At 38.8% G+C, this 16,114-nt stretch carries 11 protein-coding genes; 5 read left to right on the top strand and 6 right to left on the bottom strand.

Going from position 1 to position 16,114, the window contains the following annotated elements:
• Nucleotides 1-4 precede the first annotated feature (4 nt).
• The gene (locus tag KIT27_05670) at nucleotides 5-997 is read right to left on the bottom strand and encodes an HlyD family secretion protein (GenBank protein ID MCW5589135.1); all 993 of its coding nucleotides are present in this window, start codon (nucleotides 995-997) and stop codon (nucleotides 5-7) included.
• A 252-nt stretch (nucleotides 998-1,249) separates the two neighbouring features.
• Here KIT27_05670 and KIT27_05665 point away from each other — a divergent pair, with 252 nt between their 5' ends.
• Nucleotides 1,250-1,717 carry a DNA starvation/stationary phase protection protein gene (locus KIT27_05665; protein ID MCW5589134.1) on the top strand — a complete coding sequence of 156 codons (468 nt, stop codon included), beginning with the start codon at nucleotides 1,250-1,252 and terminating at the stop codon, nucleotides 1,715-1,717.
• 122 nt (nucleotides 1,718-1,839) lie between these two features.
• Here the strand turns inward: KIT27_05665 and KIT27_05660 are convergent, their stop codons facing one another.
• Together KIT27_05660 and KIT27_05655 are read right to left on the bottom strand one after the other, a co-directional pair.
• Nucleotides 1,840-3,675: an ABC transporter ATP-binding protein gene (locus tag KIT27_05660; GenBank protein MCW5589133.1), complete on the bottom strand. Its 1,836-nt coding sequence runs from the start codon at nucleotides 3,673-3,675 to the stop codon at nucleotides 1,840-1,842.
• 311 nt (nucleotides 3,676-3,986) lie between these two features.
• The gene (locus tag KIT27_05655; GenBank protein MCW5589132.1) at nucleotides 3,987-6,602 is read right to left on the bottom strand and encodes a hypothetical protein; all 2,616 of its coding nucleotides are present in this window, start codon (nucleotides 6,600-6,602) and stop codon (nucleotides 3,987-3,989) included.
• Between the two features lie 251 nt (nucleotides 6,603-6,853).
• Between KIT27_05655 and KIT27_05650 the strand changes: the two genes are divergently transcribed.
• Nucleotides 6,854-8,275 (top strand): IPT/TIG domain-containing protein, encoded by a 1,422-nt coding sequence (locus KIT27_05650; protein MCW5589131.1) that lies wholly within the window; start codon nucleotides 6,854-6,856, stop codon nucleotides 8,273-8,275.
• On the opposite strand, the gene KIT27_05645 is transcribed toward KIT27_05650, so the two are convergent.
• From KIT27_05645 to KIT27_05635, 3 genes are read right to left on the bottom strand one after another with little or no spacing between them, the layout of a single operon-like run.
• Nucleotides 8,272-8,841, bottom strand: coding sequence for a GNAT family N-acetyltransferase (locus KIT27_05645; protein ID MCW5589130.1), 570 nt, complete (start codon nucleotides 8,839-8,841; stop codon nucleotides 8,272-8,274). The two genes, KIT27_05650 and KIT27_05645, sit on opposite strands and share 4 nt — an antisense overlap.
• A gap of 25 nt (nucleotides 8,842-8,866) precedes the next feature.
• Nucleotides 8,867-9,325 carry a RidA family protein gene (locus KIT27_05640; GenBank protein ID MCW5589129.1) on the bottom strand — a complete coding sequence of 153 codons (459 nt, stop codon included), beginning with the start codon at nucleotides 9,323-9,325 and terminating at the stop codon, nucleotides 8,867-8,869.
• 16 nt (nucleotides 9,326-9,341) lie between these two features.
• The gene (locus tag KIT27_05635; GenBank protein MCW5589128.1) at nucleotides 9,342-10,037 is read right to left on the bottom strand and encodes an AIM24 family protein; all 696 of its coding nucleotides are present in this window, start codon (nucleotides 10,035-10,037) and stop codon (nucleotides 9,342-9,344) included.
• 590 nt (nucleotides 10,038-10,627) lie between these two features.
• On the opposite strand from KIT27_05635, the gene KIT27_05630 reads away from it, so the two are divergent.
• The 3 genes from KIT27_05630 to KIT27_05620 all read left to right on the top strand — a co-directional run bounded on the left by KIT27_05630 (nucleotide 10,628) and on the right by KIT27_05620 (nucleotide 15,517).
• Entirely contained in the window at nucleotides 10,628-10,948 is a 321-nt protein-coding gene (locus KIT27_05630) for a hypothetical protein (GenBank protein ID MCW5589127.1), read from the top strand.
• A gap of 511 nt (nucleotides 10,949-11,459) precedes the next feature.
• Nucleotides 11,460-12,455: an efflux RND transporter periplasmic adaptor subunit gene (locus KIT27_05625; protein ID MCW5589126.1), complete on the top strand. Its 996-nt coding sequence runs from the start codon at nucleotides 11,460-11,462 to the stop codon at nucleotides 12,453-12,455.
• A gap of 5 nt (nucleotides 12,456-12,460) precedes the next feature.
• The gene (locus KIT27_05620; protein MCW5589125.1) at nucleotides 12,461-15,517 is read left to right on the top strand and encodes an efflux RND transporter permease subunit; all 3,057 of its coding nucleotides are present in this window, start codon (nucleotides 12,461-12,463) and stop codon (nucleotides 15,515-15,517) included.
• The last annotated feature ends 597 nt before the right edge of the window (nucleotides 15,518-16,114 follow it).

Here is a 16,114-nt window from a genome sequence, read left to right as displayed (position 1 = left end):
GCAACTAATCAACAGTATCAATGGTGACGGTGGAGCTTGCACCCACACGTAATGGATATTTTTGCGGGTCGGGATTTAATATTTTCACCCGCACAGGAAAACGTTGTGTGACTTTTACCCAATTACCCGTCGCATTTTCAGGCGGTAATAACGAAAATGTTGAGCCGCTACCCCGGCTAATACTGATTACTTCGCCATGAAAAGTCGTATTAGGATAGGTGTCGATGGCAATTTTGGCTTTTTGTCCGGCGCGTAAACGTTGTAAATCGGTTTCTTTAAAATTCGCCTCAATCCACCAAAATTCATTTTCAACAAAGACAAACAAAGGCTGGCCACTGGCCACCACATCGCCGGGGCGCAAATTAAAATTAGACACTATTCCTGCTTGGGGCGCACGGATAATGGTGTGCTCTAAGTCCAGTTGTGCTTGATTGACTACTGCTTGTGCTTGACGCAATTGCGCATTAGCGTCTCCCGTTTGACCGAGCTCGTCGAGTGCTTGTTGCAATTGTTGTTGGGCTGATTTTAAACCGGCTTTGGCAACGGCTAATTGCGCGGTAACACCATCTCCCTGTGCTTTAGCCACCGTGCCATTTTTTACTAAAGGCATGGTGCGTTGATAATTTAATTCGGCATTATGCAATTCGGCTTGGCGCTGCTCGACTAAGGCTTTAGCCACATTTACCGCGTCTTGATTGGCACCCATGGCTTGCTTGGCGAGCGCTAATTGTGCTTGTGCTCGTTCTAAAGCAATTTCAAAAGGGCGGGGATCGATTTTAAATAGCACGGTATCTTTGGCGACAAATTGGTTATTCACTACGTTGGTTTCAATCACATTTCCACTGACTTCGGCAGCCACCTGTACTACGTTGGCTTGCACATAGGCATCGTCTGTTGAGGGATACACAATCGTGTGATGCCAATACCACAATATAATGCCAAGCAGGAAAAAGCCTGCAATGATCCACGAGATGATTTTATTGCGTTGAGTCATCATGTTTGAGGTTAGTTCTTTGCATTTAAAATGAGCCTAACCTTACCACAAATTTTAATTATGTGCTAACGTCGCTGGTAGTAACCTTTAGACGCATGAAAACCGAAATATTCTGGATACTGGGTAAATTGCTCTATCGTCTGATTAACTTGTCTATTTTCATTAATCAGTAATTGCTTAAAGGTATTGAGTTACTGACTATTCATCACACTTTCGTTACAATGAAAGCTCTTTAGCATATAAAGGAGTTTTATCATGCGTATTAATATTGGTATTAACGAAGAACAGCGTAAAAAAATTGCAGAGGGTTTATCCCGTTTATTAGCAGATACTTACACACTATATTTAAAAACTCATAATTTTCATTGGAATGTTACAGGCCCCATGTTTTCTACGTTGCATTTAATGTTTGAACAACAATACATCGAATTAGCTGATGCGGTTGATGTGATTGCTGAGCGCATTCGTGCGTTAGGGGTATTTGCTCCAGGTAGTTATCGTCAGTTTAGTGAGTTAACCTCAATAAAAGAAGAAACCACAGTGATCAGCGCTCAGCAAATGATTCAGCAATTAGTTGAAGGCCATGAAGCGGTGGTGCGAACCGCACGTGAAATTTTTCCCGTAGCGGATGAAGCTACCGATGAAGCCAGTTGTGATTTATTAACACAACGTTTGCAGCTGCACGAAAAAACGGCGTGGATGTTGCGAAGTTTATTAGATTAATTTGGCTGGCGAGGCATCGAGTTAAAGCTACGAAGGAGTGTATACTGAATACAATCCCTTCGTAGCTTTAGCTCGACAACAAAGCCTAAAATTGAAGTATGAAGAATATCTATCAATTTGTCCTAATCTGGGAAAGGAACTACTCCTTCAGTGTTTTGCGTTACACCCGTTTGGATATCCCATAATTTTTTATAATGGCCATTCAAGGCAATTAATTCATCATGCGTGCCATGTTCGATAACGTGTCCTTGATCAAATACATAAATACAATTGGCGTGACGAATAGTCGATAAACGATGCGCAATCATGATCACCGTTTTGGTGTTTGCAATCACTTCCATGGCTTGTTGAATGGCTAATTCTGTTTCATTATCAACTGCCGAGGTGGCTTCATCGAGAATTAAAATGGGGGCATTTTTTAAAATTGCCCGAGCAATGGCAATACGTTGACGCTGACCACCGGATAAATTAATTCCGCGCTGACCAATGTGAGTGGCATATTTTTGCGGGAATTCTTGAATAAATTTATCGGCGCCAGCAATAATGGCGGCTTGTTGAATTTGCGCTTCGCTAACATTATCAATTGCATAAGCAATATTTTCTTTAATGGTGCCTGAAAATAAAAAAATATCTTGATTCACTAAAGAAATTTGTTGGCGCCACCATTTTTTATCAAAACGTTGAATGTCTTGCCCACCGTATAAAATAGTTCCGTGATTGGGTTGATAAAAACGACTGAGTAATTTAATCATCGAACTTTTACCCGAACCCGATTCACCGACAAAGGCAATGGTGTGCTGAAAGGGAATCGTTAAATTTAAATCGATAATTGCTGGGCGATGTGAATTGGGATAACTAAAATTAATTTCTTGAAAGACGATATCGGCTTTTACTGTTTCATCCAGAGTAAGTGTAGTTTCACTAGGTTCGTCCATCTCAATGGGCCAAGTGAGTAAATTAAACACGCGAGTCGTGGAGGCCATGACACGTTGATAATCGACAGTTACTTCCGCTAAATAACTAAATGGCCACAACAAGCGTTGCGATAAAAAAACTAATACACTAAAAACACCCACATTCATCGTATGATGGATCGCTTGATAACCGCCAATTAACAGCGTGCACAAAAAGCCCGTTAAAATTGCAATGCGAATAACGGGCGTGACCATGGAGCTGATGCGAATGGTTTCACGATTGGCTTGTTGATATTGCTGACTGAGTTCGTTAATTCGTGCACTTTCATATTTTTCCGCCGTATAACTTTTAATAACCGCGATGCCGTGAATGTTATTAGTTAATGCCGCACTGATATTAGCGGCTCGCGAGCGCACATTTAAAAATTTGGGTTCTAGTTTATGTTGAAAATAAAACGCACCCATTAAAATAAATGGAATCGGCACAATCGCAAATAAGGTGATGAGCGGGGAAAATGCTAAAAAAACCAAACCTATTAGCAGTGTAGAGGCAATAATTTGAATGATTTGATTAATGCCATCTTCTAAAAAACGTTCGAGTTGATTAATATCATCGTTAATGGTGGCAATGAGTTGTCCCACTTCATGGCGTTCAATATCGGGTAATTTCGCGCTTTGAATATGATCATAGGCATCCATGCGTAAATGATGTTCAACCACTTGCGCCAGGTTGCGCCATTTTATGCTATAGAGATATTGAAATAGCGATTCGCCACACCAAATTATAAACGTGATCGCACCAAGCAACGCCAGTTGATGGGTGATCGAAGGATATCCGGTGAAACGCGCAATCCACGAATCGTGGCGATTTACCACAATATCGACCGCACCCCCGATAAGAATTTCAGGGAAAATATCGAATAATTTATTTAAAATGGAATATAAACACGCTAATAAATAATTTTTGCGATAAGGACGCATATAGCTTAATAGACGAAGCAAAGGATAACGCGCGGGTTGTAAGTAGTCGGGTTGTGGTGTCATGAAATTTAAACTCTGTATTTGAAACGCCAAAGGCCACTTCTTTATGCTTGAATTTAGGCTCTGTTGCCAAGCTAGAGATCCGGAGACATGGCTTAGGTCTACATTTTTTCGCCTCTTTAACTCCGTGCCTCACTGATAATCCAAGCGTTTGAGTAGCGATTTGCGTTATCTAATCTAGAGGATGATTTTAACGGCAGTGCTTAGAAAATACTAGTTAATTGAGCGGTGAGGGAAGTTATGATGCTAAATTGGGCGTGGAGATAGGGCGTTGTTGTCGAGTGGTTGGTATTTAGAGCTAGGGGTAAATTTTTTTAAGTTCTAACAGTTATCTTCAAAGGGTTTAAAATATTATTTTTAATTTTATTTGCCGACTCAGCATAAAATTTCACTACATCGGGTTTCCACCAAGCAAAGTGACGTGAGAAATGATTGCGGTGTGGGAGAATATTTTCATCGGTGGCTGAAAATGCTGTATTGATTTTGTTGATCTTGTCTAACAACCCTCTAGAATCGGGCGTTGTAGGGTCTTCTATCAAATTCTGGATTTTGGTAATGTGACTATCAAATAAGGTAATTCTCTGAGTCTTAATTTCTGCCGACTTATCAAAAAAACAATACGATGCCTCCACACTCCTTTTTTTATCTTCTAATTCAGTTTTAATTTTCTTTAATATATTTATCATTCCATGATCTAAGCTAAACTGAACAGGAGTTTGTGTAGACCGATTATTTTCAGGTATTAGTGTGCTAGTTATTTGTCTTGATGACTGATACTGGTTGTTTTCCGTTGTATTTGTGATCGTTGAATGCGTCATCCCATCGCTTTGTTGGTTTGAGGAAGAGGACGCTTCCATTTCTGGCGAAGTTTGGGTTGTTATTGCTGTTGCTTGTGAAGATTGTGAATGTTCACCTGCACTCGAGGTGCTAGCTCCATGTGTTGTAGTTTCAGTAGACTTTGAGGGATGAGATGAAGAATTCAATGCTTGAGCAATATCGCTAAATGAATTTGAATTTGAAGCTGAATCTGTTGTTTCATTCTGTAGTGGTGATTGAGCTTGCAAAGTTATTTCAGGTGGGTCATTTCGTTTGAGGGAATCGTTTCTTGCAAATAAACCAGGTTGGCTAACGTTAGGCGCTTGGGTCGTTTTTTTAGAAAAGATTCTTCTTTTTTCATTGTTCCTCGATCTAAAGAAAAAAGAGTTTTCTTCATTTTCTTCCTCAGACTCATCATCTGTATCTGGTGAATTATTTAAATCTTCAGCTAAAGAAGGAGATTTTTGCATTGCATTTAAATTGGCATCGCTATTTGCTGCTGTGACATCATTATTTTCTGAACCTGACTCTGAACGATCATGATCCGACGAGAGTGTTCCACTTTGTGAAGTTCCTGATGGATGATTATTATCATGACTATAACTATTATAATCAGTATTCACACTCATACTTATTTCACTCGACGTTGAAACAGTATCATAATTAATACTATCTCTATCTGACTCTGAGTCAGCATCACCTAGGTTAGTTGTTGCTGCGATAGACAATGCTTCGTTTTGTGAAGTTTGTGACTGAGTATCGTCTTTATCATCACCAGTGCCATTGATATTTTTTTTAGTGCGACTAACTGGAATTCTAATTGGCGGCGTAGTGGCCGCATTGGCGCGTGTAGGCCAAAAGTGCTGCGTAGTATGAGGTTGATGAGTTGCATCATCGTTATCGGAGGTTGTTGGAGTTAATGCATTTAAATTTTCAGTTAGATTCTCTAATTGAGAAATATATTGATTTTTTTCTGCTTCAAAATACGCTTGATAAGTTAACTCATCGGGAATTGTAAAATTTGAAGATGACGACATATCCACTTTTTCTGTGGTAGAGAACCACGAAGGAAAAGCCCAATTGTTAATAAGTTTTTTAAATACGTTAATTTCATTGGTTAATTTATTTTTAACCCGAAAAAGTTCTGTAGTGTCACTGTTAATATTTTTGCAGCGAGTGGTGAAAATATTAATTTCTTCTTGAGCATTTTTTAAATTTTCTAGCCATTCATGCAATTCTTTGCTTCGTGCTTCTCTTTCGATTTTAATTTTATTTAGTTTTTCAATTAACTCATCTTTTAATGCTATATAATTAACTTTGATTTTTTCTGATTCTGGATCGGAATAGCTTTCTATTCGGGCGAGATCGGAGTTGATTTCAGTTAATAAACCGTCTTTTAAGGGATTCGAATTCACCATATTGCTATATGAAACCAGATTTTTTGAAAAACTTGCTAAGCATTCTTCTTTTTCTTTCACCCTTTTTTCAATTGCTTCTAATAAACCATTAGTATTAGCTTTTTTAGTGTGTAATTTTCTCTGATGTTCTGCTGATAATAATTTCGCAGGAATTGCTATGAGTTGTTTTCTAATAGATGTTATTTCTTGATAAAGCGATTTCCAAGGAAGAAATAAAAATTTATTATTTAATTCATCAATTCGATTATAAATGCGATTTAATTGGGTATCCCAAAATAAATATTGTCGAGTTTTAACAGTGCTGTCGTTTAATTCAAAATCACTTTGTTCAGCGGAATTATCTAAATAAAAAGTAACCAAGTATTCTTTTTTGAAGGTATTTAATTCTTGTGTGTACTCATTAAAATCAAGAGGAAGGTTGTATTTTTGATATTTAGGCTTAATATTTTCATCTACTTTTAATTTTTCAAGTGCTGACCACAATTGACCATCCAACAACGCAAGAAAATTTCCCATTTTCGCTTGATATTGAGCTACATCAGGCCCCAAAGCCCCAGGCAATATCGCCGTTTCGATTTGCCAAATTTTTCCATCTACCGCCTTAAGAAATTCACTCAACACCATGTTTTGCTCGTTGAGATATGGATAATTCTTAACAAAACCTTGTAGTTCTCTGATAGCATTAATCAAAGGCATAAAACAATACTCCTTTTTTCTTATAGTACTCTCGTAAGCTTAAGAAAATATGATGAACAGGTGTTTTATTCGCTGAGATTGCTCACACTGCGTGCGCTAGCGAATTTTCACACTAGACAAAGCGACGCATGAACGGTATCTTCTACATTCTTCGCCGGATGAATAAACAGTGATTCAAGGATAGACTTGTGAAAAATTATTGGGCAACGATAGGTTTTTTGAGCGCGATACTCCTCTTAGGGTGGGTGAATATTGCTAAAGCGGGTGCACCACTCTGGACTTTCACACCGTTAACGGCTACTGCCATTGCAGTGCCTGCTAATGGCACCGCTACCGTGCAATATCGCGTCACGAATCAATCTTCAAAAACCCATCGGCTAGCCATGCAAGCAATTCCTGGCATTCATCCCATCACCACAGGACTTGGGATCTGCGGTAATCCTTTTATTCTTACGGGCAAAGCGTCTTGTATACTGTCATTGCAAGTTGAGGGAAATGAATTAACTCAATCGATTACCGATGGCCCCATCGTCTGCGAACAAGGTTCCGCTTTACAGTGTTATCGCCCGAGTGCGGCGAATCGCTTGGATATCACGCAAGCACCACCGATTTCCTCCGCGACTATTTCCGTGAGTCGTTCACCGGTAACGTTAGTTGCGAATGGCGGCGTGGGATCACTGACGATTAATAATACTTCTTCCACGGTTACGGCAACTAATATTATGTCGGATTTTACTGGCACGGCATTGGAAGATAATGTCACGGAAACGGGTAATACTTGTGCCAATTTACCTCCACTTGCGAGCTGTTTGCTTATCTATACTCCTGGGAGCGTCGTGGTACCTCTAACCCAATTTCCGATCCACGGTAGTAATACCAATACGATTAACGGAGAAATTCGAATTGATTCAGGTAGTACGCTCATTTCTGTCACACCGGCCTCGGGTTCGGCTGCGGGCGGTCAAGGTGTTGTTCTTGCGGGAACCGGTTTAACAGGATCCACTGCCGTCACGTTTGATGGCATCGCTGCGACCAGTGTTCATGTGGTGAATTCCACGACGGTAACCGCGGTTACTCCTGCCCATGTCTCGGGTGCTGTTGATGTTGTTATTTCAACACCGAATGGCAATATTACCTTGCCCAATGGCTATAGCTATTTACTAACGCAAGTAGGTCAAGCGGTGTATGGTGGGGTGATTGCGTGCCTTAATGGAGGCTTAAATAATTTAATTGCAGCAACGGCGGATAATAGTACCTCGATAGCATGGGGAGGGGCGGGCACTCTTACCAATGCTTCTAGTAATGCCGATGGTGCTGCTAATACCGTGGCGATTGAAAGTGCTTTGGGTGCAAATGGTGGTGTGGCCTACGCTGCAAAACTCTGTAGTGATTACGAAGTCGACTCTCAGGGCAATACACCTTGCCAAGCGGGTAATACGTGTTATAGCGATTGGTTTTTACCGGCTGGAAATGGGGCTAATCAATTAGATTGCCTTTATCAGAATAGAATCGCGATTGGGGGATTTAATCCGAGTGCCTATTGGAGCTCCACAGAAGCCAGCGTTATGTCCACGCTCAATGCCTTTTATGAAGATTTTTCCAACGGACACCAAAATAGTGCCGCTAAAGGATTGTTATTGCGCGTTCGTTGTGTGAGAGCTTTTACTCCTTAACCGCAGTGGTGTGATGATGCTAATTCTTTGACCTCAAGCCGCATCATAAGATGAGGAACGGGATCGTAGGCGGGGCAAAATTCTGTTAATTTTTTAAAGCCGGCTTTTTCATAAACATGAATGGCTTTAGGATTGGATAGGGCGGGATCGATCAGAAAAAAATCGGCGTCAACGAATTTATCTAGAATAAACGCTTGAATCATTTTATGAGCAAGCCCCTTGCCGATAAACTCTTTTGGTCCGATTAATAGATCTAACGTAACGATTTTTTTTCCTTCGATATACCATTTATTAACATCGTCTTTGCTATCATAAGGTCCCATCACCGGTGACGTCATTAAAAAACCCAAGGGTTTATCTTCTAAATAGGCAATCCAGTGATCAAACGCATAACGGCCATTGTGACGAATGCCTTGGCAATATAATTCAATATTGTGCAAAGTATTTTGCAAGCCTTCACCATAGTAAAACTCTTTAACATGATCTTCATTAAACCACGTTAAAATAATTTTTTGGTATTCGGAATTAATCGGATAGAAATAGAATTTTGGTGAGTGAGTCGTCATTAATTTTTTCACCTAGTAATTTCTATTAAGCATGATTTTTCGCAATCATAATTGCCTCGATTTCAATCGGGGAGTCATCCGCTAAACGTTTAACCTCAACCACGGCGCGGGCTGGATAAGGCGGATGAAAATACTGTGCCATCAGTTGATTGAAGGTGGAAAAATTTTTAAGATCGGTCAAGTATACCGTGATTTTAACAATATTATTTAAATCACCACCCGCTGCTTGAGTTATTGCATTTAAATTAGCAAGCGCTTGTTTGGCTTGCTGAGAAAAATCGCCCGCAACTAATTTTCCTGTTTTAGGATCGAGAGGGATTTGGCCGGAAATATAAACCGTGTTACCGACGTTAATGGCTTGCGAATAAGTGCCGATTGGAGCAGGAGAATTTTTGGTGTAAATCGCCTCTTTGAGCGCTGGTTGCGCAAAACTTAACGAAGTAACCAGCAGAGAAAGCAGAATGGTAATCGCAAATTTTTTCATCATTAACTCCTATTAATTATCTTGCTAAAGGAAAAGAATAATACATGGATTGCAGCCCAAGTCGACCAGGACCCGTAAAACGGTTGATAATTATATTTGAGCCACCAAAAAGACCGGCCACTAATTTTTGTCCGATGGTATCCATTTTTACGGAGCGTTCTTTATATAACCAGCTACCCGGTTCAACATCAATGGCTTCACCATCGCCTAACTCAATTTCAAATACATTACCATAACCGTGTAACCATAAAATACCATCATCTGCTTCAGCACGAAAGGTATCGATAAAAAAACCTGAACTACCTAACAGCATATTTGAAATGCCTTGTACGCGTTTAAACGAATAATCGATATTTTGACTTGCCGCCAAAAATTGATGTTCACGGACATCGAGTTCTTCACCACATTTTAAATGTTTTGCAAAGATATGACCCGCACCATCGCGACTAAATGCAATTTGCCCATGACCGGTGGCTTCTGTAATAAAAACTTGCTTGCCAGCAATTATTCTTTTGAACGCGCCCCGTATCGTTTTTAACGAGATCTTAACTGATGGATGTTTCCATAGCATCACATGATGTTCGAAAAAAATAGGATATTCCGGGGTGATATTAACGGTTAATACCGGCACTAATTCACCATCGAGGTGATAAGTAATATTGGCAAAGGTTTCTTCGCATGCTTGCGTGGGTAAAATATGTGGTGATTTCATTAATCTCTCTCCTGACAAGTAATGTAGATTGACGTAGCCTGGAACGGAGCGCAGCGTAGATCCAGGATCGAAGTATACAAATGCTCTGATCCTGGATCTACGCTGCGCTCCGTTCCAGGCTACGCTGCGTTTAAAAATTTATAAATAATTAATACAAAAAAATAGCATATTGCCTATCTCAAAGCAAACAGTGCGATTTTAATCAATTGTACATTGCGTAACTCAATAAATTTGGTATACTAACTTTCATGAAAACATTAATAACTGCAAAAAATCAATCACACTCAATTTTTTCTTCTGAAAAAGTTTATTCTTCTTTCTTTAATTATTTCTTTTCTTCATTTTATTTTGCCCCGCTGGGGCAATAATACTTAATCTTTCTACAATTTATCGCTACTCTTCACGTTTGAATCTTAGGCTTTGTTGCAGAGCCAAATCGGTAGAGGACTGTATTAACTATACATTCTTTCGCCTATTTAACTCCGCATCTTGCTTATACGCCAATCGTTTTGAGTATTTATGAACCGAATTTTTTAAGTCTACAAAGATAATATAGATGATTAAAATCTTATTTCGAGGAGAATGATATAATGAAAAAATTAACTGGTACTATATTACTCATATTAACAATTAACGCAGCTCAAGCAGCATTTCCTCCTATTTATACTTATGAATGTGATATTCATAATCAAACACAGAAAATGCTTTCCTATAATTCTGCTGTAAAATCTGGCACCATTCAGCCTAATTCAACAGCGGTATTAAAATGGGCAAGTGTTAACTCCAGCAGAGGAATGAACATGAACGTTGAGGGCTGTAATATCAGGTATGAAATCAATGGAACTGCAACAGGTGATGGAGTAGTTTGCATTGTTCAAGGTGATAATGTTACTGTTAATTCAACTCCATAATTAATAAATATCCTGGATTGGGCTTTGCTTAATCCAGGATCATAACGTCCTAAATTTTTGGAATTTAGAACCCCTAATAATATTGAATTTTCTTAAAGCAGGTATTTTCCAGTGCTTGTCAAAAACCAGTAAAATGGATAACAAACCCAAACAGCTCGAATTTCATTAAGCATGGAGTTTCCTTTTACTGCTGGTCGTGCGATTTTAAATTTCTCAGCCGAAGACCATTGCTTACGCTTAAACATCTTTACCCCCTGTCAGAGGAAGCTCTCTCAAAAATTTCGGCTTTCGTGTTCAAGAAGTGAGGGGATTATACTGAAAAGCGTAAGCGTTTTTACGATAAAAATAATAGCTTATGAAATGATACCACCCCTTAATTTTTGTTATTACCGGCACTCCTAAATTTTTAAAAAGCGGTAATGATTTTGATTTTAAAATCGGTTAAAAAGATGTGAAAAAGAAAATCATTCGTATATACTATTTTGAGTTTTTTGCTAAGGGATTGATTGATATGCATAAGATTGTGTGTGGTTTACTGGTATTGATTTGCCCGCTTGTTTTTTCTGCTCCTGTGGTTTCCGTGACACCAGTTACAACAAAAGTCAGCCATCAAATGGTTCAAGTCATCGGAGAAATTCGCGCCAAAAGAGATGTGACGATAAAAGCAGCCGTTCCCGGGCATATTAAAGCCGTGTATATTGAATCTAATCAACATGTTTCTGCCAACGAAAAATTATATCAAATTGATCCTCAAGGTTTAGAGCAAGAATTAGAGCACGCTAAGGCAGTTGAGGAATTGACTCATACCCGTTACGACGAATTTAAAACACTTGTTAAAAGGCAATTCAGTAGCCGAGATCAATTTTTGGAAGCTAAAGCAAATTATCATGCAGCACGTGCAAAAGTGGCTAATCTAGAACACCGTCTTGGCTTAACCTTGGTGCGCGCACCCTTTGCGGGTAAGTTGGGTTTAAAAATGGCTTATTTGGGAGATTATGTTGATATTGGGCAACCGCTAATCCACATTAATGATGATCAAGAAATGCGTTTAGATTTTAGTGTTGCTGAAACGGATGCAGCTTTATTAAAGCTGGGTGATACCATTCATTTTTCGTTAACGGCGTTTCCCAAACAAAATTTTACTGCCAAGATTTATGCTCTGAATAATCTGTTAAGCCAATCAAGTCGAGTATTGGCAGCTCGTGCTTTAATCGATAAATCAGAACAAAAACTACTTACCGGGCAATCCGGTGTGGTGAAAGTTGCCGTCCCAGAAAAAGAGCAAAGTTTATTTGTGCCCGTAACTGCAATCGTTTACGCGAGCACCAATACTTCTGTCTATCGAGTTGATCAGAATAATAAAGTTCATCTGGTCGAGGTTAAGCTTGGTGAACAACAAGGAAATGAAATACAAGTTCTGAGTGGCTTGCAACCAACTGATCGAGTTGTGAGTGAGGGACATATTAAATTGACTGATGGCAGTCAAGTTACCATTGCTAAGGAATAAATTTAATGGCCTATTTTACTGATATTTTTATTCGTCGCAAAGTAGTTTCACTGGTATTGGCGCTAAGCGTACTCATTTTTGGTTTGATTTCATATTTTTATTTACCCTCGCGTCAATTTCCTGTCGTGAATATTCCTGAAATTACGATCACGACAAAATTACCTGGCGCCGCTCCTAATGTAACCGCAGATTATATTACCACACCCATCGAAGCGGCTATTCGTGATGTCGACGGCATCGATTATGTGCAAGGGCATAGTGTTTATGGAGAAAGCGAAGTCACGGTGTGGCTCAATGAAGGGTATCCAGCAGATAAGGCGTTAACTGAAATTCAACCTCGAATTAATTCATTATTATGGCGTTTACCGCCTGGTACGTTTAACCCTTCTATCATCAAAAATAATAAACAAACACCTGTTGTTTTTTTTAATATTGGTAGTGATCAATTAGATGAAAATGCAATCACGGATTATGTAACACATGTTTTAGTTCCTCAATTAGAATCGATTCCAGGAGTGCAAGATGTGCTAATACACGCTCCTCGTGAATATGCGATGAAAATTTGGCTCGATCCCAATAAATTATATCATCACAATCTTACGGCACTTGATGTGGAAAAGGCTATTAAAGAAAATAATATTCAAGTGGGCACAGGTAAACTACGTGGCACTATGGAAGAATATAATATTAAAACAAATTCAAGCTTGGACACGCCAGAACAATTTGATAATTTGGTAATTAAACGCGATGGTAATCATTTAGTTCGTTTAAGCGATGTAGGTTATGCAAAACTAGGATCAGTAGATGATAATTTTGTTACCTTAGCTAAAGGACGAAAATATGGATTAATTATTGGTCCTATTGCTGCTGAAGATGCCAGTGATATTGAAGTAGCAAAACGAGTGTTGGCAAAGATGCCAGAGCTGATTAAAAAATTTCCGCCGCATTTGCATTCGAGCATTGTCTGGGAAACCTATAAATTTAGTGAACATTCTGTTGCTTTAGTTTATGAAGCAGTATGGGAAGCGGTGCTGTGTGTGATTGCCGTTATCTTTTTATTTCTAGGTTCTTTTCGTGCCTTAATTATTCCTATTGTCACGATTCCGTTATCTTTGATTGGCGCCTGTTTATTTATGGCGTTATTGGGTTTTAGTATTAATTCATTAACGCTGTTAGCATTTGTGCTGGCAATTGGTCTGGTTGTTGATGATGCGATTGTGGTATTGGAAAATATTCATCGTCACATGCATTATGCCACTTCCAAACTACAAGCAACCTTAGAAGCCACCCGCGAAATTGCTTTGCCAGTCATATCCATGACATTAGTGGTGATGATTGTATTTTTACCAATTGGTTTTACATCAGGTTTAACGGGTGCTTTATTTCGCGAGTTTGCGTTTACGTTAGCCATTACGGTTTTTCTTTCTGGCTTTTTTGCGTTAACGCTATCACCCATGATGTGCGAACATTTATTAAAATCTGGTAGCAGCGAAAATCGTTTAGAAAAATACATTAACGAAGCTTGTAATAAGTTAGCGAGCAGTTATCGAATTCTTTTAAATTTTTTACTTCGTCATCGTTTTTACGTATTAGCTTTTGCCGCACTTATTTTTGTTGCTTGTTATGCGTTATTAACACACACGCCATCTCAACTATTACCAGATGAAGAGCAGGGGGCTATTGTGGTGATTGCAAAAGGCCCGACCGCTGGCAGCGTATTTTATAGTGAAAAATACGCCCAAAAAATTATTGATATTTTCAAAAGTTACAAAGAAGCAGCAAGCTATTTAGCCATTAGTGGTTGGGAGGGGGATATCAACAAGATTGTGGCAATTCTCATTCTGCGCCCACAGCAGCCTGGTGATCGTACGGAAGATGAGGTGATCAACTCAATTAATAAACCTTTATCATTGTTATCTGGAATGAAAATTTTCGCAATGAATAGGCCTATTTTGACGGATGTGACGGGTCTTGAACAACCAATACAATTTGTTTTACAAACAAGTGGCTCTTATTATGATTTAGATGTAGCGATGAAAAAACTATTAACTATCACACGAAATAATCCTAATTTTAATGCAGTTCAAACAGATTTAATGATCGATAAACCTCAAATTAACGTTGATATTAATCGCGATCGCGCCGGCTTATTAGGCATTCCTATCGTTAAAATTAATGATGTGATTCGCATGTTAATGGGTAGACCTATTTTGGGTTGGTTCTCGATGAATGATCAAAGTTATCCTGTTATTCCAGAAATTATTCGTGGCGAACGCGTATCTAGTACCTCGTTAAAAAATCTTTATGTGCGAAATGATGCCAATGAGTTAGTTCCTTTGACTAATTTAGTAGACATTAAACGTGTGGTTGCGCCACAAAGTCTTAATCAATTTCAATTGTTGAATTCAGGAATTTTAACAGCTAATATTTCGCCCCATTATTCAATGGGCGATGCTGTTCATTTTCTTGAAGAAAGTGCTAAAAAGGTAATGACTAAAGAAATGAAGTATGATTTTGCCGGAGAAACTCGCCAATTTGTTATTGCACAAGGAAAAATGTTGATTATTTTTATGTTATCGGTATTAGCTATCTATATCATGTTAGCAATACAATTTAACAGTTTTCTTGATCCGCTGATTGTAATGTTAAGTGTCCCTTTGTCTGTAACTGGTGCGCTCTTGATCATGCGCTGGGGAGATATTTCTCTAAATATTTATACTCAGATTGGTTTAGTGATGTTGATGGGATTGATAAGTAAACACGGAATATTAATTGTCAATTTTGCTAACTATTTACATGATGTTGAAAAGAAACCATTACACGAAGCTATTTTGCAAGCTGCTTCAACTCGCTTACGCCCGGTATTAATGACTTCAGCAGCAATGGTGGTAGGCGCGATACCCTTAGCGCTAGCAACGGGGAATGGTAGTATTGGGATTAGTCAAATTGGTTTAGTGATTATTGGTGGCCTAACTTTTGGTTCGCTGTTAACGTTATTTGTGGTTCCAGTGATTTATACTTTTGTGCCGCGTCATACCGAAGCGTTGAATTTAACGGAGTGACGACTATACCGCTCGCCAATGAAGATGCGGGGAGTCGAAGATTAAGTCGCAGGCGATCGTTATAAGTGCGTTCGCTAAGCTTTCGCAAAATAAGACGAAAAATAGGTGTTTATTAGGATAACTCACTTCGACAATCAGTGAAAATTTCTAACTCTAGATTTTGTCTTCAGCCGCATCTTGAAGTGCGTTGGGTATAGTTCACAGAATTTAATCGTTTAAGATTGGTGAAAATTCACCATCGGGCAAAATGACTTCTCCATTCATGTCATTCGATTTAATGATAGCTACAACTAATTTAGTAATGAGTCGGTACCTGTTTCAATAGACAGTAAAGGTTGACTCTTTAAATTAAAATAGTGAGTGAGGTAGACAAATTGAATTTGAATGGTCAGGAAAATTGTGAGTTAACTTATTAATTAATAATGTGTTTTTTGGTGCTGGCGCACGGACTCGAACCGCGGACCGGCTGATTACAAATCACCCTCCAGGCAACAAAAAAATCATTATAAATCAGCAAGTTATTCAAAATATTTTTCTAATATATTTTCAGAAAAAACTTATAATTTGTCTGAAAATACAAGCACTCAAGAAAAAATA

Source organism: Legionellales bacterium, assembly GCA_026125385.1.
Taxonomy (GTDB): Bacteria; Pseudomonadota; Gammaproteobacteria; order JAHCLG01; family JAHCLG01; genus JAHCLG01.
Note: the sequence above shows the minus strand (reverse complement) of the source record. Positions and strands in the feature narration are given on the sequence as shown.

What these genes read in the sequence shown, in the direction of transcription:
- KIT27_05670 (MCW5589135.1), bottom strand. Translation starts at nt 997, where the DNA reads ATGATGACTCAACGCAATAAAATCATCTCGTGGATCATTGCAGGCTTT.
- KIT27_05665 (MCW5589134.1), top strand. Translation starts at nt 1,250, where the DNA reads ATGCGTATTAATATTGGTATTAACGAAGAACAGCGTAAAAAAATTGCA.
- KIT27_05660 (MCW5589133.1), bottom strand. Translation starts at nt 3,675, where the DNA reads ATGACACCACAACCCGACTACTTACAACCCGCGCGTTATCCTTTGCTT.
- KIT27_05655 (MCW5589132.1), bottom strand. Translation starts at nt 6,602, where the DNA reads ATGCCTTTGATTAATGCTATCAGAGAACTACAAGGTTTTGTTAAGAAT.
- KIT27_05645 (MCW5589130.1), bottom strand. Translation starts at nt 8,841, where the DNA reads ATGACGACTCACTCACCAAAATTCTATTTCTATCCGATTAATTCCGAA.
- KIT27_05640 (MCW5589129.1), bottom strand. Translation starts at nt 9,325, where the DNA reads ATGAAAAAATTTGCGATTACCATTCTGCTTTCTCTGCTGGTTACTTCG.
- KIT27_05635 (MCW5589128.1), bottom strand. Translation starts at nt 10,037, where the DNA reads ATGAAATCACCACATATTTTACCCACGCAAGCATGCGAAGAAACCTTT.
- KIT27_05630 (MCW5589127.1), top strand. Translation starts at nt 10,628, where the DNA reads ATGAAAAAATTAACTGGTACTATATTACTCATATTAACAATTAACGCA.
- KIT27_05625 (MCW5589126.1), top strand. Translation starts at nt 11,460, where the DNA reads ATGCATAAGATTGTGTGTGGTTTACTGGTATTGATTTGCCCGCTTGTT.
- KIT27_05620 (MCW5589125.1), top strand. Translation starts at nt 12,461, where the DNA reads ATGGCCTATTTTACTGATATTTTTATTCGTCGCAAAGTAGTTTCACTG.